The organism is Streptomyces meridianus (genome assembly GCF_023703325.1).
GTDB classification, from domain to species: domain Bacteria; phylum Actinomycetota; class Actinomycetes; order Streptomycetales; family Streptomycetaceae; genus Streptomyces; species Streptomyces meridianus.
Map to the genome: position 1 here is coordinate 109,642 of NZ_JAMQGM010000017.1, position 18,558 is coordinate 128,199.

General features: G+C 71.0%; 18 protein-coding genes. 10 read left to right on the forward strand and 8 right to left on the reverse strand.

The window, feature by feature from the left end; translation table 11 throughout:
- Positions 1-31 precede the first annotated feature (31 nt).
- Positions 32-808, forward strand: coding sequence for a phosphate ABC transporter ATP-binding protein PstB (gene pstB / locus M1E25_RS08220; protein ID WP_251411979.1), 777 nt, complete (start codon positions 32-34; stop codon positions 806-808).
- Positions 809-961: 153 nt separating this feature from the next.
- On the opposite strand, the gene M1E25_RS08225 is transcribed toward pstB, so the two are convergent.
- Positions 962-1,960 carry an inorganic phosphate transporter gene (locus M1E25_RS08225; protein WP_251411980.1) on the reverse strand — a complete coding sequence of 333 codons (999 nt, stop codon included), beginning with the start codon at positions 1,958-1,960 and terminating at the stop codon, positions 962-964.
- A gap of 6 nt (positions 1,961-1,966) precedes the next feature.
- Complete coding sequence (locus tag M1E25_RS08230) at positions 1,967-2,587, reverse strand: DUF47 domain-containing protein (RefSeq protein WP_251411982.1); 621 nt, start codon at positions 2,585-2,587, stop codon at positions 1,967-1,969.
- A gap of 195 nt (positions 2,588-2,782) precedes the next feature.
- Between M1E25_RS08230 and M1E25_RS08235 the strand changes: the two genes are divergently transcribed.
- The gene (locus M1E25_RS08235) at positions 2,783-3,145 is read left to right on the forward strand and encodes a metal-sensitive transcriptional regulator (RefSeq protein ID WP_251411984.1); all 363 of its coding nucleotides are present in this window, start codon (positions 2,783-2,785) and stop codon (positions 3,143-3,145) included.
- Positions 3,146-3,195: 50 nt separating this feature from the next.
- Here the strand turns inward: M1E25_RS08235 and M1E25_RS08240 are convergent, their stop codons facing one another.
- Together M1E25_RS08240 and M1E25_RS08245 are read right to left on the reverse strand one after the other, a co-directional pair.
- Positions 3,196-3,423 (reverse strand): hypothetical protein, encoded by a 228-nt coding sequence (locus M1E25_RS08240; protein WP_251412036.1) that lies wholly within the window; start codon positions 3,421-3,423, stop codon positions 3,196-3,198.
- A gap of 199 nt (positions 3,424-3,622) precedes the next feature.
- On the reverse strand, positions 3,623-4,492 hold the full coding sequence (locus M1E25_RS08245; RefSeq protein ID WP_251411987.1) for an SCO4651 family lipoprotein: 870 nt from the start codon (positions 4,490-4,492) through the stop codon (positions 3,623-3,625).
- Between the two features lie 341 nt (positions 4,493-4,833).
- Between M1E25_RS08245 and M1E25_RS08250 the strand changes: the two genes are divergently transcribed.
- A complete protein-coding gene (locus tag M1E25_RS08250) occupies positions 4,834-6,642 on the forward strand; it encodes an ATP-binding SpoIIE family protein phosphatase (protein ID WP_372500542.1) in 1,809 nt (602 codons plus the stop codon).
- 41 nt (positions 6,643-6,683) lie between these two features.
- On the opposite strand, the gene M1E25_RS08255 is transcribed toward M1E25_RS08250, so the two are convergent.
- From M1E25_RS08255 to M1E25_RS08265, 3 genes are all read right to left on the reverse strand, one after another.
- A complete protein-coding gene (locus tag M1E25_RS08255) occupies positions 6,684-7,379 on the reverse strand; it encodes a phosphatase PAP2 family protein (protein WP_251411991.1) in 696 nt (231 codons plus the stop codon).
- 259 nt (positions 7,380-7,638) lie between these two features.
- Complete coding sequence (locus M1E25_RS08260; RefSeq protein ID WP_251411994.1) at positions 7,639-8,637, reverse strand: C40 family peptidase; 999 nt, start codon at positions 8,635-8,637, stop codon at positions 7,639-7,641.
- Positions 8,638-8,805: 168 nt separating this feature from the next.
- Positions 8,806-10,068, reverse strand: coding sequence for a serine/threonine-protein kinase (locus tag M1E25_RS08265; RefSeq protein WP_251411997.1), 1,263 nt, complete (start codon positions 10,066-10,068; stop codon positions 8,806-8,808).
- A gap of 472 nt (positions 10,069-10,540) precedes the next feature.
- On the opposite strand from M1E25_RS08265, the gene M1E25_RS08270 reads away from it, so the two are divergent.
- The 6 genes from M1E25_RS08270 (at position 10,541) to M1E25_RS08295 (ending at position 17,646) form a co-directional block, all read left to right on the forward strand.
- Complete coding sequence (locus M1E25_RS08270) at positions 10,541-10,849, forward strand: DUF8827 family protein (RefSeq protein ID WP_251412000.1); 309 nt, start codon at positions 10,541-10,543, stop codon at positions 10,847-10,849.
- A 265-nt stretch (positions 10,850-11,114) separates the two neighbouring features.
- A complete protein-coding gene (locus tag M1E25_RS08275; protein ID WP_251412002.1) occupies positions 11,115-11,927 on the forward strand; it encodes a DUF8175 domain-containg protein in 813 nt (270 codons plus the stop codon).
- Positions 11,917-13,170: a hypothetical protein gene (locus M1E25_RS08280; protein ID WP_251412005.1), complete on the forward strand. Its 1,254-nt coding sequence runs from the start codon at positions 11,917-11,919 to the stop codon at positions 13,168-13,170. The genes M1E25_RS08275 and M1E25_RS08280 overlap by 11 nt, the downstream gene beginning before the upstream one ends.
- On the forward strand, positions 13,167-14,711 hold the full coding sequence (locus tag M1E25_RS08285) for an SCO6880 family protein (RefSeq protein WP_251412008.1): 1,545 nt from the start codon (positions 13,167-13,169) through the stop codon (positions 14,709-14,711). Before M1E25_RS08280 ends, M1E25_RS08285 begins: the two co-directional genes overlap by 4 nt.
- A 21-nt stretch (positions 14,712-14,732) precedes the next feature.
- Entirely contained in the window at positions 14,733-16,160 is a 1,428-nt protein-coding gene (locus M1E25_RS08290) for an ATP-binding protein (RefSeq protein ID WP_251412010.1), read from the forward strand.
- A gap of 1 nt (position 16,161) precedes the next feature.
- Positions 16,162-17,646 (forward strand): type IV secretory system conjugative DNA transfer family protein, encoded by a 1,485-nt coding sequence (locus M1E25_RS08295; RefSeq protein WP_251412012.1) that lies wholly within the window; start codon positions 16,162-16,164, stop codon positions 17,644-17,646.
- Between the two features lie 11 nt (positions 17,647-17,657).
- Here M1E25_RS08295 and M1E25_RS08300 read toward each other — a convergent pair whose 3' ends face one another.
- Positions 17,658-18,218: a GNAT family N-acetyltransferase gene (locus M1E25_RS08300; RefSeq protein ID WP_251412014.1), complete on the reverse strand. Its 561-nt coding sequence runs from the start codon at positions 18,216-18,218 to the stop codon at positions 17,658-17,660.
- On the opposite strand from M1E25_RS08300, the gene M1E25_RS08305 reads away from it, so the two are divergent.
- A complete protein-coding gene (locus M1E25_RS08305; RefSeq protein ID WP_251412016.1) occupies positions 18,212-18,430 on the forward strand; it encodes an NAD(P)-dependent oxidoreductase in 219 nt (72 codons plus the stop codon). The two genes, M1E25_RS08300 and M1E25_RS08305, sit on opposite strands and share 7 nt — an antisense overlap.
- Positions 18,431-18,558 lie beyond the last annotated feature (128 nt).

Below are 18,558 nucleotides of genomic sequence, written 5' to 3' on the forward strand. Positions count from 1 at the left end.
ACCCCCCGGCCCCCCGAAGAGAGTGATTTCCATGGCCAAGCGGATCGATGTCAGCGGACTCTCCGCCTTCTACGGCAGCCACAAAGCCATCGACGACATCTCCATGACCGTCGAGCCCTGCTCGGTGACGGCCTTCATCGGCCCGTCGGGCTGCGGCAAGTCCACCTTCCTGCGGACCCTCAACCGCATGCACGAGGTCACCCCCGGCGGCCGCGTCGAGGGCAAGGTCATGCTCGACGACGAGAACCTGTACGCGTCGGGCATCGACCCGGTGGCCGTGCGCCGCACGGTCGGCATGGTCTTCCAGCGCCCGAACCCGTTCCCGACGATGTCGATCCGCGACAACGTCACCGCGGGCCTGCGCCTCAACGGCTCGTACAAGAAGCGCGAGCTGGACGAGATCGTGGAGAAGTCGCTGCGCGGTGCCAACCTGTGGAACGAGGTCAAGGACCGCCTCGACCGTCCCGGAGCGGGCCTGTCCGGCGGACAGCAGCAGCGGCTGTGCATAGCCCGGGCCATCGCCGTCGAGCCCGAGGTCCTGCTGATGGACGAGCCCTGCTCGGCCCTCGACCCGATCTCGACCCTCGCGGTGGAGGACCTGATCGGCGAGCTGAAGCAGCGGTTCACGATCGTCATCGTCACGCACAACATGCAGCAGGCGGCGCGCGTCTCCGACCGCACGGCCTTCTTCAACCTGAGCGGAATCGGCGAGCCCGGCCGGCTCGTCGAGATCGACGACACCGAGCGGATCTTCTCCAACCCGTCGGTCCAGGCCACCGAGGACTACATCTCCGGTCGCTTCGGCTGACACCAGGCGTCCTGCGGTGCTGCATGGCGGTGCCACCGCACGGCGAAGGGCCCGCCCCCGAACACACCGGGGGCGGGCCCTGCCGCTTTCCCGCTCCCGTCAGCGGCGGTGCCGGGGACGGGAGCGGCTCGGGCGAGGCGTGCGGAGCAGCGCTCAGCCGAAGGCCAGCAGCACGATGCCGTAGCTGGCCGCGGCCACCAGGGCTGCGGCCGGCATCGTGATGAACCAGCCCATGATGATGTTCTTCGCGACACCCCAGCGGACGGCGTTGACCCGCTTGGTGGCGCCCACGCCCATGATCGCCGAGGTGATCACGTGCGTGGTCGAGATGGGGGCGTGGAACATGAAGGACGCGGTGTACATGACCGAGGCGGCGGTCGTCTCGGCCGCGAAGCCCTGTGGCGGGTCCAGCTCGATGATCCGGCGGCCGAGGGTGCGCATGATGCGCCAGCCGCCGGCGTAGGTGCCCAGAGACAGCATGGCGGCGCAGGCGAACTTCACCCAGAGCGGGATGGCGTCGCCCTGCTCCTGCACATCGGCGATGGTCAGGGCCAGGACCACGATGCCCATCGTCTTCTGGGCGTCCTGGAGACCGTGGCCGAGGGCCATGCCGGCCGCCGAGACGGTCTGTGCGATGCGGAATCCCCGCTTGGCCCGGTGCGGATTGGCCTTCCGGAACATCCACATGATGGCGACCATCACGAGGTAGCCCAGGAGGAGTCCGACCACCGGCGACAGGAACATCGGAATGATGATCTTGTCCACGACTCCGGACCAGATGACCACCGTGCCGCCGGCCAGTGCCGCACCGACCATGCCACCGAACAGGGCGTGGCTGGAGGACGACGGCAGGCCGAAGTACCAGGTGATCAGGTTCCAGACGATCGCGCCCACGAGCGCCGCGAACAGGATGCCCATCCCGGAGCGGCCGGTGGGCGTCTCGATCAGACCCTCACTGACGGTCTTGGCGACTCCGCTGCCCATGAAGGCACCGGCGAGGTTCATCACCGCGGCCATGGCGAGGGCGGCGCGCGGGGTCAGCGCCCGGGTCGACACCGACGTCGCGATGGCGTTCGCCGAGTCGTGGAAGCCGTTGGTGTACGTGAAGAAGAGCGCGACCCCGATGGTCACGACGAGCGCGAGCGTGTCCACCGGAGGTCAGGACTCCTTGACCGCGATGGTCTCGACGGTGTTGGCCACGTGCTCGAAGGCGTCCGCGGCCTCCTCGAGAACGTCCACGATCTGCTTGAGCTTGAGCACCTCTATGGCCTCGTACGTGCCGTTGAAGAGGTGGGCCAGCAGCTTGCGGTGGATCTGGTCGGCCTGGTTCTCGAGGCGGTTGACCTCGATCCAGTACTCGGTCAGGTTGTCCATGGTCCGCAGATGGGGCATGGCCTCCGCGGTCAGCTCCGCGGCCCGGGCCAGCACCTCGACCTGCTGCTCGACACCCTTCGGGAGTTCCTCGATCTGGTACAGGACGACCAGATCGACGGCTTCCTCCATGAAGTCCATGATGTCGTCGAGGCTCGACGCGAGCTTGTAGATGTCCTCGCGGTCGAACGGCGTGATGAAGGAGGAGTTCAGCTGGTGGAAGATCGCGTGGGTCGCGTCGTCCCCGGCGTGCTCGGCCGCACGCATGCGTTCGGCGATGTCGGCGCGACCGGCGACGTCCGCGCCGAGCAGTTCCATGAGGAGCTTGGAGCCCGTGACGATGTTGTCCGCGGAAGCGGCGAACATGTCGTAGAAACTCGTCTCCCTGGGGGTCAGACGAAAGCGCACGTGAGGTCCTCAGGGTGCAGCGGTTCGGTCTCGAAGATGCTAAGCGCATCATCCGGCCACTTCGACCGGCGTTCACCAGTGTCGCCCATGCGGAAGCGCGTCCGGCAGGGACCCCCGAACAGGAGATGAATTTGGGTATCATATACCCACTCGGGGTATATGCCCAGAGGCCTCGCACCCCACCGGGAGGACGCCATGACGAGCATCGAGGCCGGTCCGTCCGCCCCCGACGGCGACGGACTGTCCGCGGCGGACGCACCGGCGGGCACGGCCGGACCGCACGGTTACAGCAGCCGGAAGGACCAGCACCTCAAGCGTCTGCGCCGCATCGAGGGCCAGGTCCGTGGCCTCCAGCGGATGGTCGAGGAGGACGTCTACTGCATCGACATCCTCACCCAGGTGTCGGCCGGAACCAAGGCCCTGCAGGCATTCGCCCTGCAACTGCTCGAGGAGCATCTGCGTCACTGCGTCGCGGCCGCCGCCCTCGAAGGAGGCGAGGAGATCGACGCCAAAGTGGCGGAGGCCACAGCCGCCATCGCCCGTCTGCTGCGCACCTGAGACACCGGCCGGCACCGTACGCGGCAGGCCCGGGCGCCGGCGGGCCACTGCTACGGCGTGCCGGACCGGTCGGCCCGCCCGCCCTGCGCGGGGGCAGCCCGTCGAGCGGCCGAGGGCGTGGGGGCGGAGGTGACGTCCAGCACTTCGTCGATACGGTCCGGGCTCAGCCGCCCCTCGGCCACGGCCGAGGCAGCGATCATGAGCTCACTGCACAGCTCGATCTCGGCAAGAGCCAGATGATCCTGGACGGCGGAGCGGCCACAGGGGGGCACATCCATCACCTCCTCGTCACGAGCACCGAGCGAGCGCCCCGGGCTTCTTGTCACGCGGGCCCAGCGTAGGAATCCGGGCCCGCGCCGCGCATGACACGGACGGGTCATTTCCCGGGGCCCATCCGGAGGGTCCACGTCCGGATTCGCCCCGGGGAGAAGCCCCCGCCACCGTCACCGTCACACCGCCGAACACCCGGGCCTCTGTTCAACCCTCGGGCACGGCGATCCGGCCGGTATAGATGTCCGCCTCGTCGGGCAGGTCCACCTCGACCGCGGCTCCGAAGTCGTACAGCAGCACCGTGGACACCACCTCGGCCGCCTGCCGCGGCGCCCCCGGAGCCGGGGAGAACTGGAACCGGTGCCGGACCTTGCGCAACCGTCCGTCCGCGTCGAACCAGGCGTCGAACCGCACCGTGTCCGTCGAGAACCCCTTCGCGGCCGACGTCAGGGCGCCGCGGCCGTCCTCCGACGCCTGCGCGGCCCGCGCGATGCTCGCCGTGCCCCGCACGTGCCGGACGCCCACCCCGAGCACCCGGTCCCGGCCGACGTACGACACGCTCCCGGCGCCCCGCAGCAGCTGCGCGGCCGAGAGCGGGTCGGTCGCGCCCCCGGTCAGCAGATTCCCGTCCGACAGATGCCCGGTGTCCACCCGCACCCACTTGTCGGCCGGCACCCCGGCCCCGCGGTTCTTCATGTACAGGGCTCCCGGGGCGAGCAGTTCGGTGATCGGCCGGTGCCCGGCGTCGCCCGCGGCGTCCCTCGGCAGGACGACCCGCAACCGGCCCAGCCGGCGCACGTAGTCGAATGCGCCCCGGCCGCGGATGACCACCCGGGTTCCGCCCACGACGGTCTCTATCGAGGTGCCTGCGAGCGAGGAACGGGAGCGGATCAGGACATCGGCCGCGCGACGCACCTCCGCCAGCGACACGGCCGGCGCCACCCGCGCCGCCGCGGGCCGGTCGTCGGCGACTGCACCCCGGCCCGCACAGCCGGACCCCGCGCCTCCCACGATCAGCGCCCCCGCCACCGCCACCGCAACGGCCCGGCGCCTCCCCACGTACTGATGCTCCGCCATCGCCCGTCCACCCCCAGGGAAAGCCGCCGTCCGAGCCCGTTGTGCTAACGACCATCCCCGCCGCACCGTCACGGCCAGTACCGTGGACGGGTGCTTCGTCAAGCCGGCACGGCCGGCCGCTCACCCGAGCCGGGTCATCGGGTCACCACCGTCGACCAGGGCTCCTTCGCTGTCGCGCGCTGCTCCTGCGGATGGGCCGGCCCCGCCCGAAGAGCCCGGGAGAAAGCACGCATCGACTCCCGGAACCACACAGAACGGACCACCTAGGCGGTCACCTCTTCCCCCAGCGCATCCCCGGGCCCTTGTCCACCGGGGCTCTTCCCGGAAAGGTGAGGTGAGTGGTGGACGAGGACCGCTTTCCGGAAGCAGGCCGGCCGTTCGACGGCTGTGCGCGGCACACGCCGCCACCTCCGCGTACCTCCGGCGCCGCGCCGTCCGATCCGTCCGCGGGCGAGGAACGGCTCGCGTGGCTGAACGAGGCCACCCACAAGATCGGCACCACCCTCGACCTCGAGGTCACCGCGCAGGAATTCGTGGACTTCGTCGTGCCCCGGGTGGCCGACGCGGCGTCCGTCGACCTGCTGGACTCCGTGCTGCTGGGCGAGGACGGCGTACGCGCCCCGCAGACCCACGTTCCGCCGATCCGAGCCATGGCCCTGTCGTTGATCGAGGGCCTGAACCTCGAGCCCGACCCCGTCGGGCAGATCACCCAGCGCGCGGACAACGCCATCCTCATGGAGTGCCTGACGACCCGGAAACCCTTCCTGGCCAACGGCATCAGCGGGGACCAGTACGAGCGGATCGCGCTCAGCCCCAGCGCTGCCGCCGCCATGCGCCGCGAAGGCGTCCACGCGCTGCTGAAGGTCCCGCTGATCGCCCGCGGTGTGCTCCTCGGCATCGTCGACTTCGTCCGCGCCCACAATCCGCAGCCGTTCGGCGCCGCCGATGTCGCCCTCGCCCTCGAGCTGGTCTCCAAGGCCGCGATCTTCATCGACAACGCCCGCCTCTACAGCCGCGAACGCGAGGTCGTGGTGGCCCTGCAGCGCACCATGCTGCCGCGCAGCGCCCCCGCGACCCCCGGACTCGACGTCGCCACCCACTACTTCCCCACCATCCACCCGGCCGGTGTCGGCGGCGACTGGTTCGACGTCGTGGAACTGCCCGGCGGCCGCACCGCGCTGGTCGTGGGGGACGTGATGAGCCACGGTCTGGCGGGCGCGGCCACCATGGGCCGGCTGCGGACGGTCGCCCGCACCCTGATGGCCCTGGACATCGCACCCGAGCGGGTGCTCGCCCGACTGGATCTGGCGGCCCGAGACCTGGAGGAGGATCAGGTCGCCACCTGCCTGTGCGTCGTGTACGACCCCGCGGACGGCACCTGCACCGTCGCCAGCGCCGGCCACCTGCCCCCGCTCGTCGTCAGCGCCGGCGGCCGGGCCCGGTACGCGGACGTGCCGCCCGGCGCGCCGCTCGGCGCCGGGGTGATCCCGTACGACCACGTGCGGCTGAAGCTGCCGGTCGGCAGCCGGATGGTCCTCTACACCGACGGGCTCGCCAAGAACCGCGTCGACGACATCGTCACCCAGCAGGAACGGCTGCGGGTCGCGGTGGAGGGTGAGCAGCCCCCGCTGTCCCGGGCCTGCGACGTCATCATCCAGCGGCTGGGAGCAGAGGAGCGGATCGACGACGCGGTCGTCCTGGTCGCCGCCGCCCGGCCCCTGGGCGAGCACGAGGAGCAGCGCACCGCCGACCACGGCGACCACGGCGGCCTGTGCCTCTGGGAGCTCGCCTCGGACGGCAGCGCGGCCCGCGAGGCCCGGCAGCTCGTCCGGGGACAGCTCGACCACTGGGATCTGGCCCACATGTCCGACACCGTCGAACTGGTCGTCAGCGAACTCGTCGGCAACGCCCTGCGGTACGGCGGCGGCCCCGGCATGCTGCGGCTGCTGCGTCACGACCGGCTCGTCGTGGAGATATCCGACCAGGGCCCGGACCTGCCGCAGATCCAGCACGCCACGCTCAGCGACGAGGGCGGGCGGGGCCTTCAGCTCATCAACATGCTCTGCCGGCGCTGGGGTTCCTGCCGGACCGCGGAGGGCAAGGTCGTCTGGGCCGAACAGGACATCCCGGGAGCGCCGTTCGAGTGGTGAGGGCCCGGGCGCTCACCGCACGGTCCCGGGCCCTGCGGCGGTCAGGCCGCGAGGTCCTTCTGCCGTCGGCTCGTGGACACCTCGCCGCCCCGGCCGGGGTGCTCACCGCCCGGCGCTCCCGGCCCACCGGCCCGGGCCAGCGGAGCCGCCCAGGTACGGCCGATCACGTGCAGCAGCCGGGTGAGCAGGGCCATGGCGGGCGGGGCGAGCAGCAGGGCGACCGCCGTGCCGAGCGCGAACCCCCCGATGACGTCGGTCGGGTAGTGGACGCCCATGTAGACGCGGCAGAAGCCCTCGAGGAAGGCGAGCGCGATGCCCGCCAGGCCGAACCTGCGGTTGGCCACGAACAGCGCCACACCGATCGCCATGGCCATCGTCGAGTGGTCGCTGACGAACGAGTAGTCGTCCTTGCCGCTCACCAGGACCTCGAGTCCGTGGTGGTCGAGGAAGGGCCTCGGTCGCTCGACGAAGCCGCGGATGGGGATGTTGACCACCACCGCGGTCAGGGCCGCCAGCGGGGCCCACACCACGGCGGCCACCGCCGGCACCGGGTCACGGCTGCTGCGGGCCCGCCACCAGCACACGAGGAGCAGCAGACCCAGGCCGGCCATGATCCCGTACTCGCCGACCCATTCCATGACCCGGTCGAACCAGTGGGGTGCGTCCACGGCGAGCCCGTTGATGTCGTAGAGCAGGTCGACGTCGGGGTTGGCCCCGGTGGTCTCGAGTCCAGGCATGTCCCGCGGTCCCTTGTCTGTCGGTGTCCCCGTGCGGCGTGTCTGCTGCTGCCCCCTGCTGCCGAGCTGCTGCGTCCCCGTTCCAGGGAACGTCAGTTCCCCGGAACGCGTTCCGTCCTCCACCGAATGATCACGCAGACGTTATCGAAGGGTGATTCATCGCCGCAGCTCAGGGACGGAACTCTCACCGAGAGTCCCCGTCAGGTTACAGCCCCTCACCGGTCGGCGCCGGGCGGGCGGGCGGGGGTTCGACGCGCCGTCAGGAGGCCCTCCGGTCCGGCAGCGCACGGGCGCCGTCCTCCGTCACCCGGGTTGCGCCGAAGTAGTCCGGGGTGTCGATCCTGTCGAACCGGATCACGGCGCCGGTGTACGGGGCATTGATCATGTAACCACCTCCCACGTAGATCCCGACGTGGTGGATGGCCCGCGCGTCGGCGAGGTCGTCGGAGAAGAACACGAGGTCGCCCGGCATGAGTTCGTCGCGGGCGGGGTGCGGACCGGCGTTGTACTGGTCGTTCGCCACCCGCGGCAGCCCGATGCCCACGGACGCGTAGGCGGCCTTCGTCAGTCCGGAGCAGTCGAACCGGCCCCCGTGGTCCGCCGTACCGTTGCCGCCCCAGAGGTACGGCGTTCCCAGCTTCTGCTGCGCGTAGTAGATGGCGGCGGCGGCCTGGCGGGACGGCGGGACCCGGCCGGCCGGTGCCTCGAAGCTCTTCGCCAGGGTCGTGATGGTCTTCACGTAGTTCTGTGTCTCGCGGTACGGCGGGACCCCGCCGTACTTGATCACCGCGTACGCGCCGGCGTTGTACGCCGCGAGCATGTTCGCCGTCGGGTCGCCCGGGGCGCCCTTCACGTACTTGGCCAGTTTGCAGTCGTAGGAGGCCGCCGAGGGGATGGCGTCGGCGGGGTCCCAGACGTCGCGGTCGCCGTCGCCGTCGCCGTCCACGCCGTGAGCGGCCCAGGTGCCGGGGATGAACTGGGCGATGCCCTGCGCCGCGGCTCCGCTCCGCGCCCGCGGGTTCCAGCCGCTCTCCTGGTACAGCTGCGCGGCCAGCAGCGGGGGGCTGATGGCGGAGCAGTGGTTGCCCCACTTGCTGACGAGGTCGCGGTAGGTGGCGGGCACGGCGTTCTTCGCCAGACCCACGGCGCCGCCGCCGAGCAGTCCGGCCGCCGCCGTGTAGGTGCCGACCACCAGCAGCCCGACGAAACAGGCCGCCAGGCCGAACGCGACGCCGGCCCCCAGCCAGACCTTGCGCATCCCCCTGCCCTCCACCCATCACCCGGTCCGTTCAGCGGTGCTTCGGACGGTACAGGGACACCGGAGGGCGCGGCGACGGCGCACGGACGCCTGACGCGAAAACAAGACGTGTGCGGGGCCCGGTCCGGAGCGGAGGCGGCGTGCCTGCGGGACGGTCCCGGATGGGCCTCAGTCGTGACCGCCCCCGGGACGCCGGTGCTTGCCCTTGTGCGGCTTGTCCGCCGGGCCGCGGTCATCGTGGCCGGGGGTGGCGACGACGGCGGGCGCCTCTGCCGGAACCACCGGGTCGGCGCTCGGCTCGAGAGTCTCCGCAGCGGAGGAGGAGGACGGAGCCGGCTCAGCGAGCCGGGACGGGTCGCCGGCGGCGGGGCCGCCGTCAACGGCTCCGAACCACGACATGCCGATGACCGCCGCGGCGAGGAACGACCCTGCCCCCGCGACGGTTCCGGTCAGCACCTTGTGCTCCCTCAAGTGGGCGCGGACGCGGTCGTGGATCTGCGGCTGCGGGACGGCGCGCCGGCGGCCGGTCGTGGGCGGGACGGTGGGTGCCGGCGGCGCGGACGGTCCGTGCGTCGTGTAAGCCGCACGGCCTCCGGTGCCCTGTCGCTGTCCGAAGCCGGGCACGGCGTACGGGGCGGGGCCGGCGAACCAGTCGGCGGCCTCCTGCGCGGACGGACGGTCCTCCGGGCGCTTGGCGAGCATCCGCAGCAGGTACTCCTCGAAGGCCCCGGGCAGCTCGGGGCGGATCCGGGAGAGCGGCGTCGGAGCGGCGTCGACGTGCATGTACAGCACGGCCGTCGAGGTGTCGGCCTCGAACGGTGGGCGGCCGGCGAGCAGCTGGTACAGCACACAGCCGAGGGCGTACACGTCGGACGCCGGCCCGGCGGTCCGGCCGAGGGCGCGTTCGGGGGCCAGGTAGAGACTGGTGCCGACGATCTGGCCGACGCCGGTGAGCGCCGCGGACTCGTCGTCCACGAACCGGGCGATGCCGAAGTCACCGATCTTGAGCGTTCCGTCCGCGTCCAGCATCAGGTTGCCCGGCTTGATGTCCCGGTGAACCACGCCCTGGCGGTGCGCAGCGGCCAGCCCGGCCGCCGCCTGCGCGGCGATGACGGCCACCCGCTGGGGGCTCATCGCCGGGCCGGACGCCTCCTGGGCCAGGCTGTTCCCCGCAACCAGTTCCATCACCAGGTAGAAGCGGTCGCCCCAGGAACCGAAGTCGAACACGGAGACCACGTGCGGATGGTTGAGCCGGGCCGCGGTCTGGGCCTCGAGCCGGAAGCGGGCACCCGCGTGTTCGTCCGCGTCATTGCCCAGCAGCAGCTTGACCGCCACCCGGCGGCCGAGCACCTCGTCCGAGGCACGCCAGACCTCGCCCATCCCGCCGCGGCCGATGGCCGCTTCCAACCGGTACCGATCAGCAACCAGCACCCGCGTACCGTCCTCGATTTTCGTTTCGCCGGCTCGATGTCCTGCGGCGCCGGAGACCTGGGCGTGTGGCCGCGTCAGGAGTTCGCCGCAGAGGGTTCAGCGTACAGTTTTTCGATGCCTCACCCGCACCCTGCGAGAAGTCCGGAAGCCCCCCACCGCGGGAACCGGCCCGTCGAGGGGGGCTCCTGACGTTCTGTCGGGTACACCGGGACGCGCCCCGGGCCGCCCGCACCCCCTGGCCGACGGCTCATTGCCCGATGTCACGCTCCGTGATACACAGAGTGACGATACGCTTGCCGTCCGGAATCGGCTCTCTCCGGTCCGGAGGCCGCCTCGCCGGACCCACTCGGGATCGGCCAAGAAATGACACCAAGCCGACATGACATGCGGGCATCGTCGGAGAAGATAGGACCCGACCCGCGCCACGAGGCCGGGCCGAGATCAACTACCCCGTAGGGGCGGTGAGTTCCATATGTTCCTGGCAGCCGACAAGGGCGACATCACCACCATCATCGGCGGCATCGCCCCGGACTGGGGGCCGTTCGGCACCCTGGGCAACGAGGCCCGCGTGATGGTCGAGGTCGTGATGGCCATTGCCATCCTGCTCTGCCTCGGTATCGCGATCTGGGGCGCGGCCAAGCAGCGGATCGGGGCCACGGCCCTGCGCGACACCTTCAGCGCCGAGCAGGGAAAGGGGCTGATCGTCGCCGGGCTGACCGGCGTCTTCATCATCGGATCGCTGGGCACACTGTTCACGATCGTCTATGGAATGGCGATCTGACGGAACGTCCGTCCCGAGCACGGCGTGCCACACCTGCGTCCCCTCGCAGATGCGGCACGCGACCCGTCCCACCCGTCCGTCGTGCCCACCGGCTGAGGTTGCGTCCTTTGATGTCCAGTCACCACACCGCGTCCACACGCGTTCGAGCACAGCTGTTGTCGGCCTGCGGCCACCACCACGACCGGACGGAGCGCCGGGCACGGAGAGCACCGGCACCGGGGACAGCGGGGACGCCGACGGCCGAGCGCGAAGGAGCGGGGTCCGCATGAGCAGCGGCGACGACTTCTACGGCGGCGACCGGACGCGCACCCGGCTGCCCGAGGGCGAGGGGACCGACACCTACGGGACCAAACGGCTGCCCTCACGGTCGTCCCGGGGGCTGATCACCGTCGTGTCCGTGGTGGTCCTGCTCGTCGCCGCGATCGCCTTCGCCAACCGCGGCAACGGCGGGGGAGGACCCGCGGACGACCCGGGCAGGAGCGGCGCCGGGGCGCCCACCGCACCCAGCGGCGAGACACCTGTGCGTGCCGGGGACGGCGACATCCCGTCGGGCTTCCCGAAGACGGAGCAGGGCGCGCAGAGCGCGGCGGCGAACTACGCGGTGGCGCTCGTCTCTGCGGACATCCTGAAAGCAGCGCAACGCAAAAAGATCGTGCGGCAGCTGTTCGTGAGCAGCAAGGTCGACGAACTCGACGCCAAATTCGACAAGGCCTACTCCAAGGACTTCCTGAGCAAGCTGGGCCTCGATGCGAACGGCAACGCGGCCGAGGGAATGACCTACATCGCTCGTACCGCTCCCATCGGCACCAAGGCAACGGCGTTCTCCCCCGCCTCCGCCACCGTAGAGGTGTGGTGCACCGGTGCCTTCGGCACGGCGGGGGTCAGGTCGACCAATCCTGTGGCAAATGACTGGTTCACCATGACACTCCAACTCCGCTGGAGGGACGGGGACTGGAAGGTGGAGAGCTTCAAACAGGAAGAAGGCCCGGCCCCCGTGAACAGCGACCGCAAGGCTTCGAGCGCCGACGAAATCGCCAAGGCGGTCGAGGAGTACGGAGGCTTCACCTATGCGCGGTAAGCCGTCCGTCCGCGCGCTCACCGCGGCAATCGGACTCATGGGGATGCAGGCGGCCAGTTTCGTGATCGCTCCACGCGCCCTTGCAGAGCCGAAAGATGACTGCGACCTGATTTTGGGCCAGGCGCGGGACTACTGCGAGAGCGGGGACGGCGGCGGGGCACGACGCGCGCCCACCGACCCGCTGTCCGACACCCTCGACCCGCTCTCGTCCCTCGCCCGCGGCTGCGCCAAGGCCGCGGCCTGGACCGTCGACAACCTGTCGAAGGCCGTGGAGAAGACCTCCGACGTCGACTTCACCAACAAGGCATTCCTCACCCAGTACGCCGTCGTCTTCGCGGCCTCCACCGTGCTGACGCTCGTCCTCTGGCTGCTGGCGGTCGCCAAGCGCGCCGTGCGCGGCGTGCCGCTGACCGAGGCCATCAGCGAGGCCGTCGGGTTCCTCTGGCTGACCGTACTGGCGTCGGCGTTCACCCCGCTGATCCTGCACACCGTCGTCTCGGCGACCGACGCCGTCACCGAGGTCGTCGCGTCCGGCATCTCCGCGGACAACAACAAGTTCTTCGGCGCGTTCTCCGCAGCCCTGACCAAGGGCGACGACATCGGCGGCGGCCCGATCATGCTCATCGCGGTCAGCCTCGTCTCCGTCCTGGCCGCAGGAATCCTGGGCCTGGAACTGGTCATCCGGGCTGCGCTGCTCTACGTCGGCGCACTTCTCGGCGTCGTCGTCTACGCCGGCCTCGTGGACAAGAACATGTGGGGCCACGTCCGCCGCTGGGCAGGCATCATGATCGCGGTCATCCTGATCAAACCGGTGATCGTCATCGTGCTGGGTCTCGCCGGCGCGCTCTCCGCCTCCGACAAGGGGCCGAGCGCGTTCTCGGCCGTGGTCTCCGGGCTCTCGATCATCCTGCTGGCCATCTTCGCCAGCGCGATGATCTACCGGTTCGTCCCCGGCTTCGGCGACGAGATCGCCGCCGGCCGCAGCGACCGGAAGCAGGCCACGGACGGCAGCCGGGCCGCCGCCGTCATCTCGTCCCCCGCCGCCCTCGTCAAACAGGGCATCAAGACGCACAGCAGTCGTGGTTCGGGCGACGACGGATCGTCCCACCGGCCGCCCCCCAAGCCTGCCAACCCGGTCGCCGGAGGCGTCGCCGCGCACGGCTCGCGCGGCTCCTCCGGATCCGCCACCCCCGCGCCCCGCACCCGGAACACCGGCAACACCCGTGGAGGTGAGCAGGCTTGACGTCCTCGACGCCTGCGATCGCACCCCGCCGCACGTATCTGATCGGCCGGGCCCGGCCCGACGCGATCATCGGCAAGAACCGGGAGACCGGTGAAATCGCGCTCATCATCGTGGGCGCGTTCCTCGGCATGATGTGCGGCCTGCTCGTGCCCGTTCTGCCGCTGCGCATCGCCACCCTCGCCGGGTTCCCGATGCTGGCCCTGGCCGCGGTCTACGTGCCGTACAAGCAGCGCACCCTCTACAAGTGGTTCGAGATCAACCGCTCCTTCCGGCGCACCCTGCGCGCGGGCGCCACCTACCGCTCCGGTGCCCAGGAGGCCGGCACTCGGCTCGACGGGCGCGAGGTCGAGGTCGGACCGCCCCCGGGCATCGGCCGCATCGTCTGGCTCGCGGCCCCCTTCGGCCCGGACGAGATCGCCGTCCTGCTGCACGCCGACCGGCGCACGGTGACCGCGGCCATCGAGATCGAGGGTCCGGGCGTGGGCCTGCGCGACAGCGAGGACCAGGAGGCCCTGGTCGACCGGTTCGGCACGCTGCTCAAGCACGTGGCCAACGGCGACGGCTTCGTGACCCGACTGCAGATGCTGGCCCGCACCCTTCCCGCCGATCCCGACGCGCACGCCAAGGACGTCGAGCGTCGCGGCGACAGCAAGGCTCCCGGCTGGCTTCAGGACTCCTACGACCAGCTTCAGTCGATGGTGTCCACCTCGTCCGAGCAGCACCGGGCCTACCTGGTCGCCTGCATGCACCACACCCGCGAGCTGGCCTCGGAGGCGTACACCGTCGCGCGCGCCACGGGCGGCCGGGGCAAGGCCGACCGGGACGCGGGGCTGGCCGTCGTCATGGCCCGCGAGCTCACCGACATCTGCGCCCGGCTGGCCGAGGCCGACATCCGCGTCCGCCAGCCACTCGGGCAGAGCCGGCTCGCCTCGCTCCTGCACTCGATGTACGACCCGGACCACCCCATCGACCACATCCAGGCCATGACCCGGCGCAACGCCTGGCCCGCCGAACTCGACGCCACCCAGCCCACGTACCTCCAGGCCAAGACCCGCGAGTCCACCACCCGCGCCCCGTGGTGCCACGCCACGGCCTGGGTGAAGGAGTGGCCGATGACCCCGGTCGGCGTCAACTTCCTCGCCCCGCTGCTGGTCCACACCCCGGACGTGATCCGCACCGTCGCCGTCTGCATGGACCTCGAACCGACCGAGGTGGCCATCGAGCGGATGCTCACCGAGAAGACCAACGACGAGGCCGAGGCCAGCCGGGCGGCCAAGATGAACCGGACCGTCGACCCCCGCGACCTCGCCGCGCACGGCCGGCTCGACCAGCGCGGGGAGGACCTGGCCAGCGGCGCCGCGGGCGTCAACCTCGTCGGGTACATCACGGTCTCCTCCCGCTCCCCGGAGAAGCTGGCCCGCGACAAGCGGACCATCCGCGCCTCCGCCGGCAAGTCCTACCTGAAGCTGGAGTGGTGCGACCGCGAGCACCACCGGGCCTTCGTGAACACGCTCCCGTTCGCGACGGGCATCCGCCGCTAGCCCGCCGCCAGGAGGCCCGTCATGTCCGACCCGCTGTCCGCCCTCTCCGACGCGTTCACCGGCTTCCTCTTCGGGAAAGTGGAGACCACGCGCCTGCCCGTGCGCACCTCCACCGGCCAGGCCCAGGCCGTGTACCTGCCCACGGCCGCCCCCGGCCTCGGCGACTCCGGCGTGATCATCGGCCGCGAGGTCTACTCCGGAAAGGGCTACATCTACGACCCCTTCCAGCTCTACGGGCAGCAACTCCCGGCCCCGCACTGGCTGGTGCTCGGCGAGTCCGGCAACGGCAAGTCGGCGCTGGAGAAGACCTACGTTCTGCGCCAGCTGCGGTTCCGCGACCGCCAGGTCGTGGTGCTGGACGCTCAGGGCGAGGACGGCGTCGGCGAGTGGAACCTCATCGCCCAGGAGCTGGGGCTCACCCCGATCCGCCTCGACCCGGCGGCCGCACTCAACGACGGCATCCGGCTCAACCCCCTCGACCCGTCGATCACCACCACCGGGCAGCTGGCTCTGCTGCGCACCATCATCGAGGTGGCGATCGGCCGCGGGCTCGACGAGCGGTCCGGCTTCGCCCTCAAGGTGGCGCATGCCTACGTCAACGAGTCCGTCACCGACCGGCAGCCGATCCTCACCGACATCGTCGAGCAGCTGCGCCATCCGAAGCCCGAGTCGGCCGAGGCCATGAACGTCGACCTGGACGACGTGCGGGCCTGGGGCCTCGACGTCGCCCTGGTCCTCGACCGCCTCGTGGACGGCGACCTGCGCGGCATGTTCGACGGGCCCACCACGGTAGGCATCGACCTGGACGCGCCGCTCATCGTCTTCGACCTGTCGCACATCGACCGCAACTCGATCGCGATGCCGATCCTCATGGCGATCGTCGGCGTCTGGCTGGAGCACACCTGGATCCGGCCGGACCGCAAGAAGCGCATCTTCCTCGTCGAAGAGGCGTGGCACATCATCAACTCGCCCTTCGTGGCGCAGCTGTTCCAGCGTCTGCTGAAGTTCGGCCGCCGGCTCGGCCTGTCGTTCGTGGCCGTCGTCCACCACCTGTCGGATGTCGTGGACGGGGCCGCGGCCCGTGAGGCGGCAGCCATCCTGAAGATGGCGTCGACCCGGACGATCTACGCGCAGAAGGCCGACGAGGCCCGGGCGACCGGACGCGTCCTGGGGCTCCCGCGCTGGGCCGTGGAGATCATTCCGACGCTCACCCCCGGAATCGCGGTGTGGGATGTCAACGGCAACGTCCAAGTGGTCAAACATTTGGTCACCGAGGCCGAGCGGCCGCTCGTCTACACCGACCGCGCCATGACGGAGTCGTCCCTCAGCGAGGAGGCGCTCGCGCTGGAACGGGCCGCAGAGGAGGAAGCCGAGGAACGTGCCGCCGCCGCGGTCGAGAAGCGCCTCGCCGACGAGGCGGCCGACACGTCCGAGTCCACGGTGGCCTGAGTTGACCGGGGACCGAGGCGGCCCGGCCCGGGAACACGCGGGCCGTGACGGGCAACGAGGAGTCCCCGACGGGCTCCTGATCGGCCTGCTCCTCCTGCTCCTCGGACTGTCCGTACTGGTGTGGACGGCCGCCGGGGTGGCCGCCGTGCTCGCGCACGGCAGCTGGCCGCCCGGGCTGAGGTTCAGCAGCACTCCGCCCGCGCTGCACAGCCTCGTCACGCAGCCGCATGATCTGCCGGCCGCCTGGCCACGGATCCCCGCTTCACGACTTCCCGGACCGGGGTTGTTCTGGGGCGTGCTGATCGGCGAACTGATGGTGCTGTTCGTGTCGGCCGTCTTCGTCGTCGGCACCGCGGCCCGGTGGCGGGCGGGTCGCGCCCACCGTGAAGCGGGACGCGACACGGTCTCCGAGGGGAAGCCGGCGGCGCGAACCGCCGAAACCCCGCTGCCGGCGCACGTTCCGGCTCCTGCCCCGGAGCCGTCCGCCCCGGCCACACCGGCAACCGGCCTGCCCCCGAGCGCATCGGGGCTGCTCTCCGGGTCCGGCCGAGAGGGACGTCCGGGCCTGCGGATCACCGGAGACCGCCCCGAGTTGCGCCGCGACTGGGCGATCGAGGCGATCGTCGCCGCTGAGGGCCCGCTGCTCGTCGTCACCTCGGACCCGGTTCTCTGGTCCGCCACCCGCTACGCCCGGAGCAAGCTGGGTCCTTCGCACGTCTACGACCCCGGCCATCTCCTCGACACCCCGACACGTGTCCGCTGGTCGCCCTGCACCGGCTGTGCGTCGCGCCGGACAGCCGAGGTCCGGGCAGCGGCCCTGCTGGCCCCCGTGCGGTCCCCGCACTCCGCGGACCCGGCCGTCGAGGACGCCGCGCAGACGCTGCTCGGCTGCTGGCTGCACGCCGCCGCAGTGGACGGCCTGCCGTTCCGGCAGGTGCACCGTTGGGCGTCCGGAGCCGCCGCGCACGAGCCGGTTCGTCTTCTGCGGACCCACCCGCGGGCGGCGGGCGGCGCGGCCGGCGAACTCGAGAGCGCGCTCACCGCACACCCCGAACGCCGTTCTGCAGCACAGCAGTTGGTGTCACTTGCCCTCGGCGCGTTGTCGGCCGTTCACATCCGTGACGCCTGTGCGCCGACTCGTGCCGATTCTCTGGCGGTGGAGTCATTCGCCGCCGAGGGGGGAACCCTGTACGTAGTGGGTGAGGCGATCGAGGATCCCCGCATCCGCCCGGGTGCGATGCCCATGCTCACCGCACTCGTCTCGAACGTGGTCGAGCTCGGCCGCCGCGTGGCCGAACGGTCATCCGCCGGCCGGCTCGACCCACCACTCACGCTGGTCCTCGACGATGTCGCAGCGGTCGCACCCTTTCCGCAGTTCCCGGATTTCCTGTCGGCCGGGGCCTCACTGGGTATGCCGATGACGGCGCTGCTGCGCTCCGAGGAGCAGCTGGATGCCCGCTGGCCGCGCCGCATGCCGCGGCGCTGACCGTCCGGACCTCACGCAGTGCCGCGCCGGATTTCCAGTTCATGCTCCGTCTCCTCCGGTTGGGACGGGAAGGGCATGCGCTCGCCGGTCCGGACGAAGCCGAGGCGCAGATAGAAGGCCAGCGCGCGGGAGTTCCGCTCGTGCACCCACAGCCGGACCCGTTGCGCCGGTGTGTTCTCCCAGGACCAGGCGACGGCGCCGCGCAGCAGTGCTTCCGCCACGCCGGTCCCCCGGTGCTCCGGGAGTACGTAGACGCTGACGATGTGGACCCGGTCCGGGAGGGCGGCGCCGTCCGGTTCCTGCACAGGGCCGCGGCTCCCCGTCTCGTCGAGGACGGCCAGCATGCCCACCCAGGTGCCGTCATCCTCGTCGACCGCAATCAGGTTCGTGGCCGTGCCGCCGTCGGAGAGCGGGACGGCGCGGGCCTTCCAGTAGTCGTCGGCCTGGAGGAGGGCGAGGCGGGGGTCGTCGCAGAAGGCGATCCGTGCGACGGGGTCGCCCAGGGCTCTCAGCCGCAACGCCCGCAGCTCCTCCCATTCGTCGGCCTTCACCGTCCGGACCGTGTATGCCATGTCTCGATGGTCACACCGCGGCCCGCGCAGCGCGCACTCCGGTGCCCCGGGCGCCACCGGTCCCGGAGACCCGGAACCTGCTGGACACGGCCGAGCGGGCGCTCCCTCCGGACGGGGGCACGGTCATCAACACGGCACGGGCCCCGATCGTCGATACCGAGGCACTGATCCGGGAATGCGGGACGGGCCGGCTGAACGCCTGGCGCGAGTGACGTCACCGGAACCGGCCTCAGCCGGCACCGCCCCGACGACACAAAAAAGCCCGGGGTTTCCGAACCTGGAATGGTTCGGAAACCCCGGGCATGTGCACCAGGAAACAGAAGTAGGCCCTGCCGGAAAC

Coding starts and splice junctions, on each gene's coding strand:
- pstB (WP_251411979.1), top strand. CDS start 32: ATGGCCAAGCGGATCGATGTCAGCGGACTCTCCGCCTTCTACGGCAGC.
- M1E25_RS08235 (WP_251411984.1), top strand. CDS start 2,783: ATGACGAGCATCGAGGCCGGTCCGTCCGCCCCCGACGGCGACGGACTG.
- M1E25_RS08240 (WP_251412036.1), bottom strand. CDS start 3,423: ATGGATGTGCCCCCCTGTGGCCGCTCCGCCGTCCAGGATCATCTGGCT.
- M1E25_RS08245 (WP_251411987.1), bottom strand. CDS start 4,492: ATGGCGGAGCATCAGTACGTGGGGAGGCGCCGGGCCGTTGCGGTGGCG.
- M1E25_RS08255 (WP_251411991.1), bottom strand. CDS start 7,379: ATGCCTGGACTCGAGACCACCGGGGCCAACCCCGACGTCGACCTGCTC.
- M1E25_RS08260 (WP_251411994.1), bottom strand. CDS start 8,637: ATGCGCAAGGTCTGGCTGGGGGCCGGCGTCGCGTTCGGCCTGGCGGCC.
- M1E25_RS08270 (WP_251412000.1), top strand. CDS start 10,541: ATGTTCCTGGCAGCCGACAAGGGCGACATCACCACCATCATCGGCGGC.
- M1E25_RS08275 (WP_251412002.1), top strand. CDS start 11,115: ATGAGCAGCGGCGACGACTTCTACGGCGGCGACCGGACGCGCACCCGG.
- M1E25_RS08280 (WP_251412005.1), top strand. CDS start 11,917: ATGCGCGGTAAGCCGTCCGTCCGCGCGCTCACCGCGGCAATCGGACTC.
- M1E25_RS08290 (WP_251412010.1), top strand. CDS start 14,733: ATGTCCGACCCGCTGTCCGCCCTCTCCGACGCGTTCACCGGCTTCCTC.
- M1E25_RS08305 (WP_251412016.1), top strand. CDS start 18,212: ATGCCATGTCTCGATGGTCACACCGCGGCCCGCGCAGCGCGCACTCCG.
- M1E25_RS08300 (WP_251412014.1), bottom strand. CDS start 18,218: ATGGCATACACGGTCCGGACGGTGAAGGCCGACGAATGGGAGGAGCTG.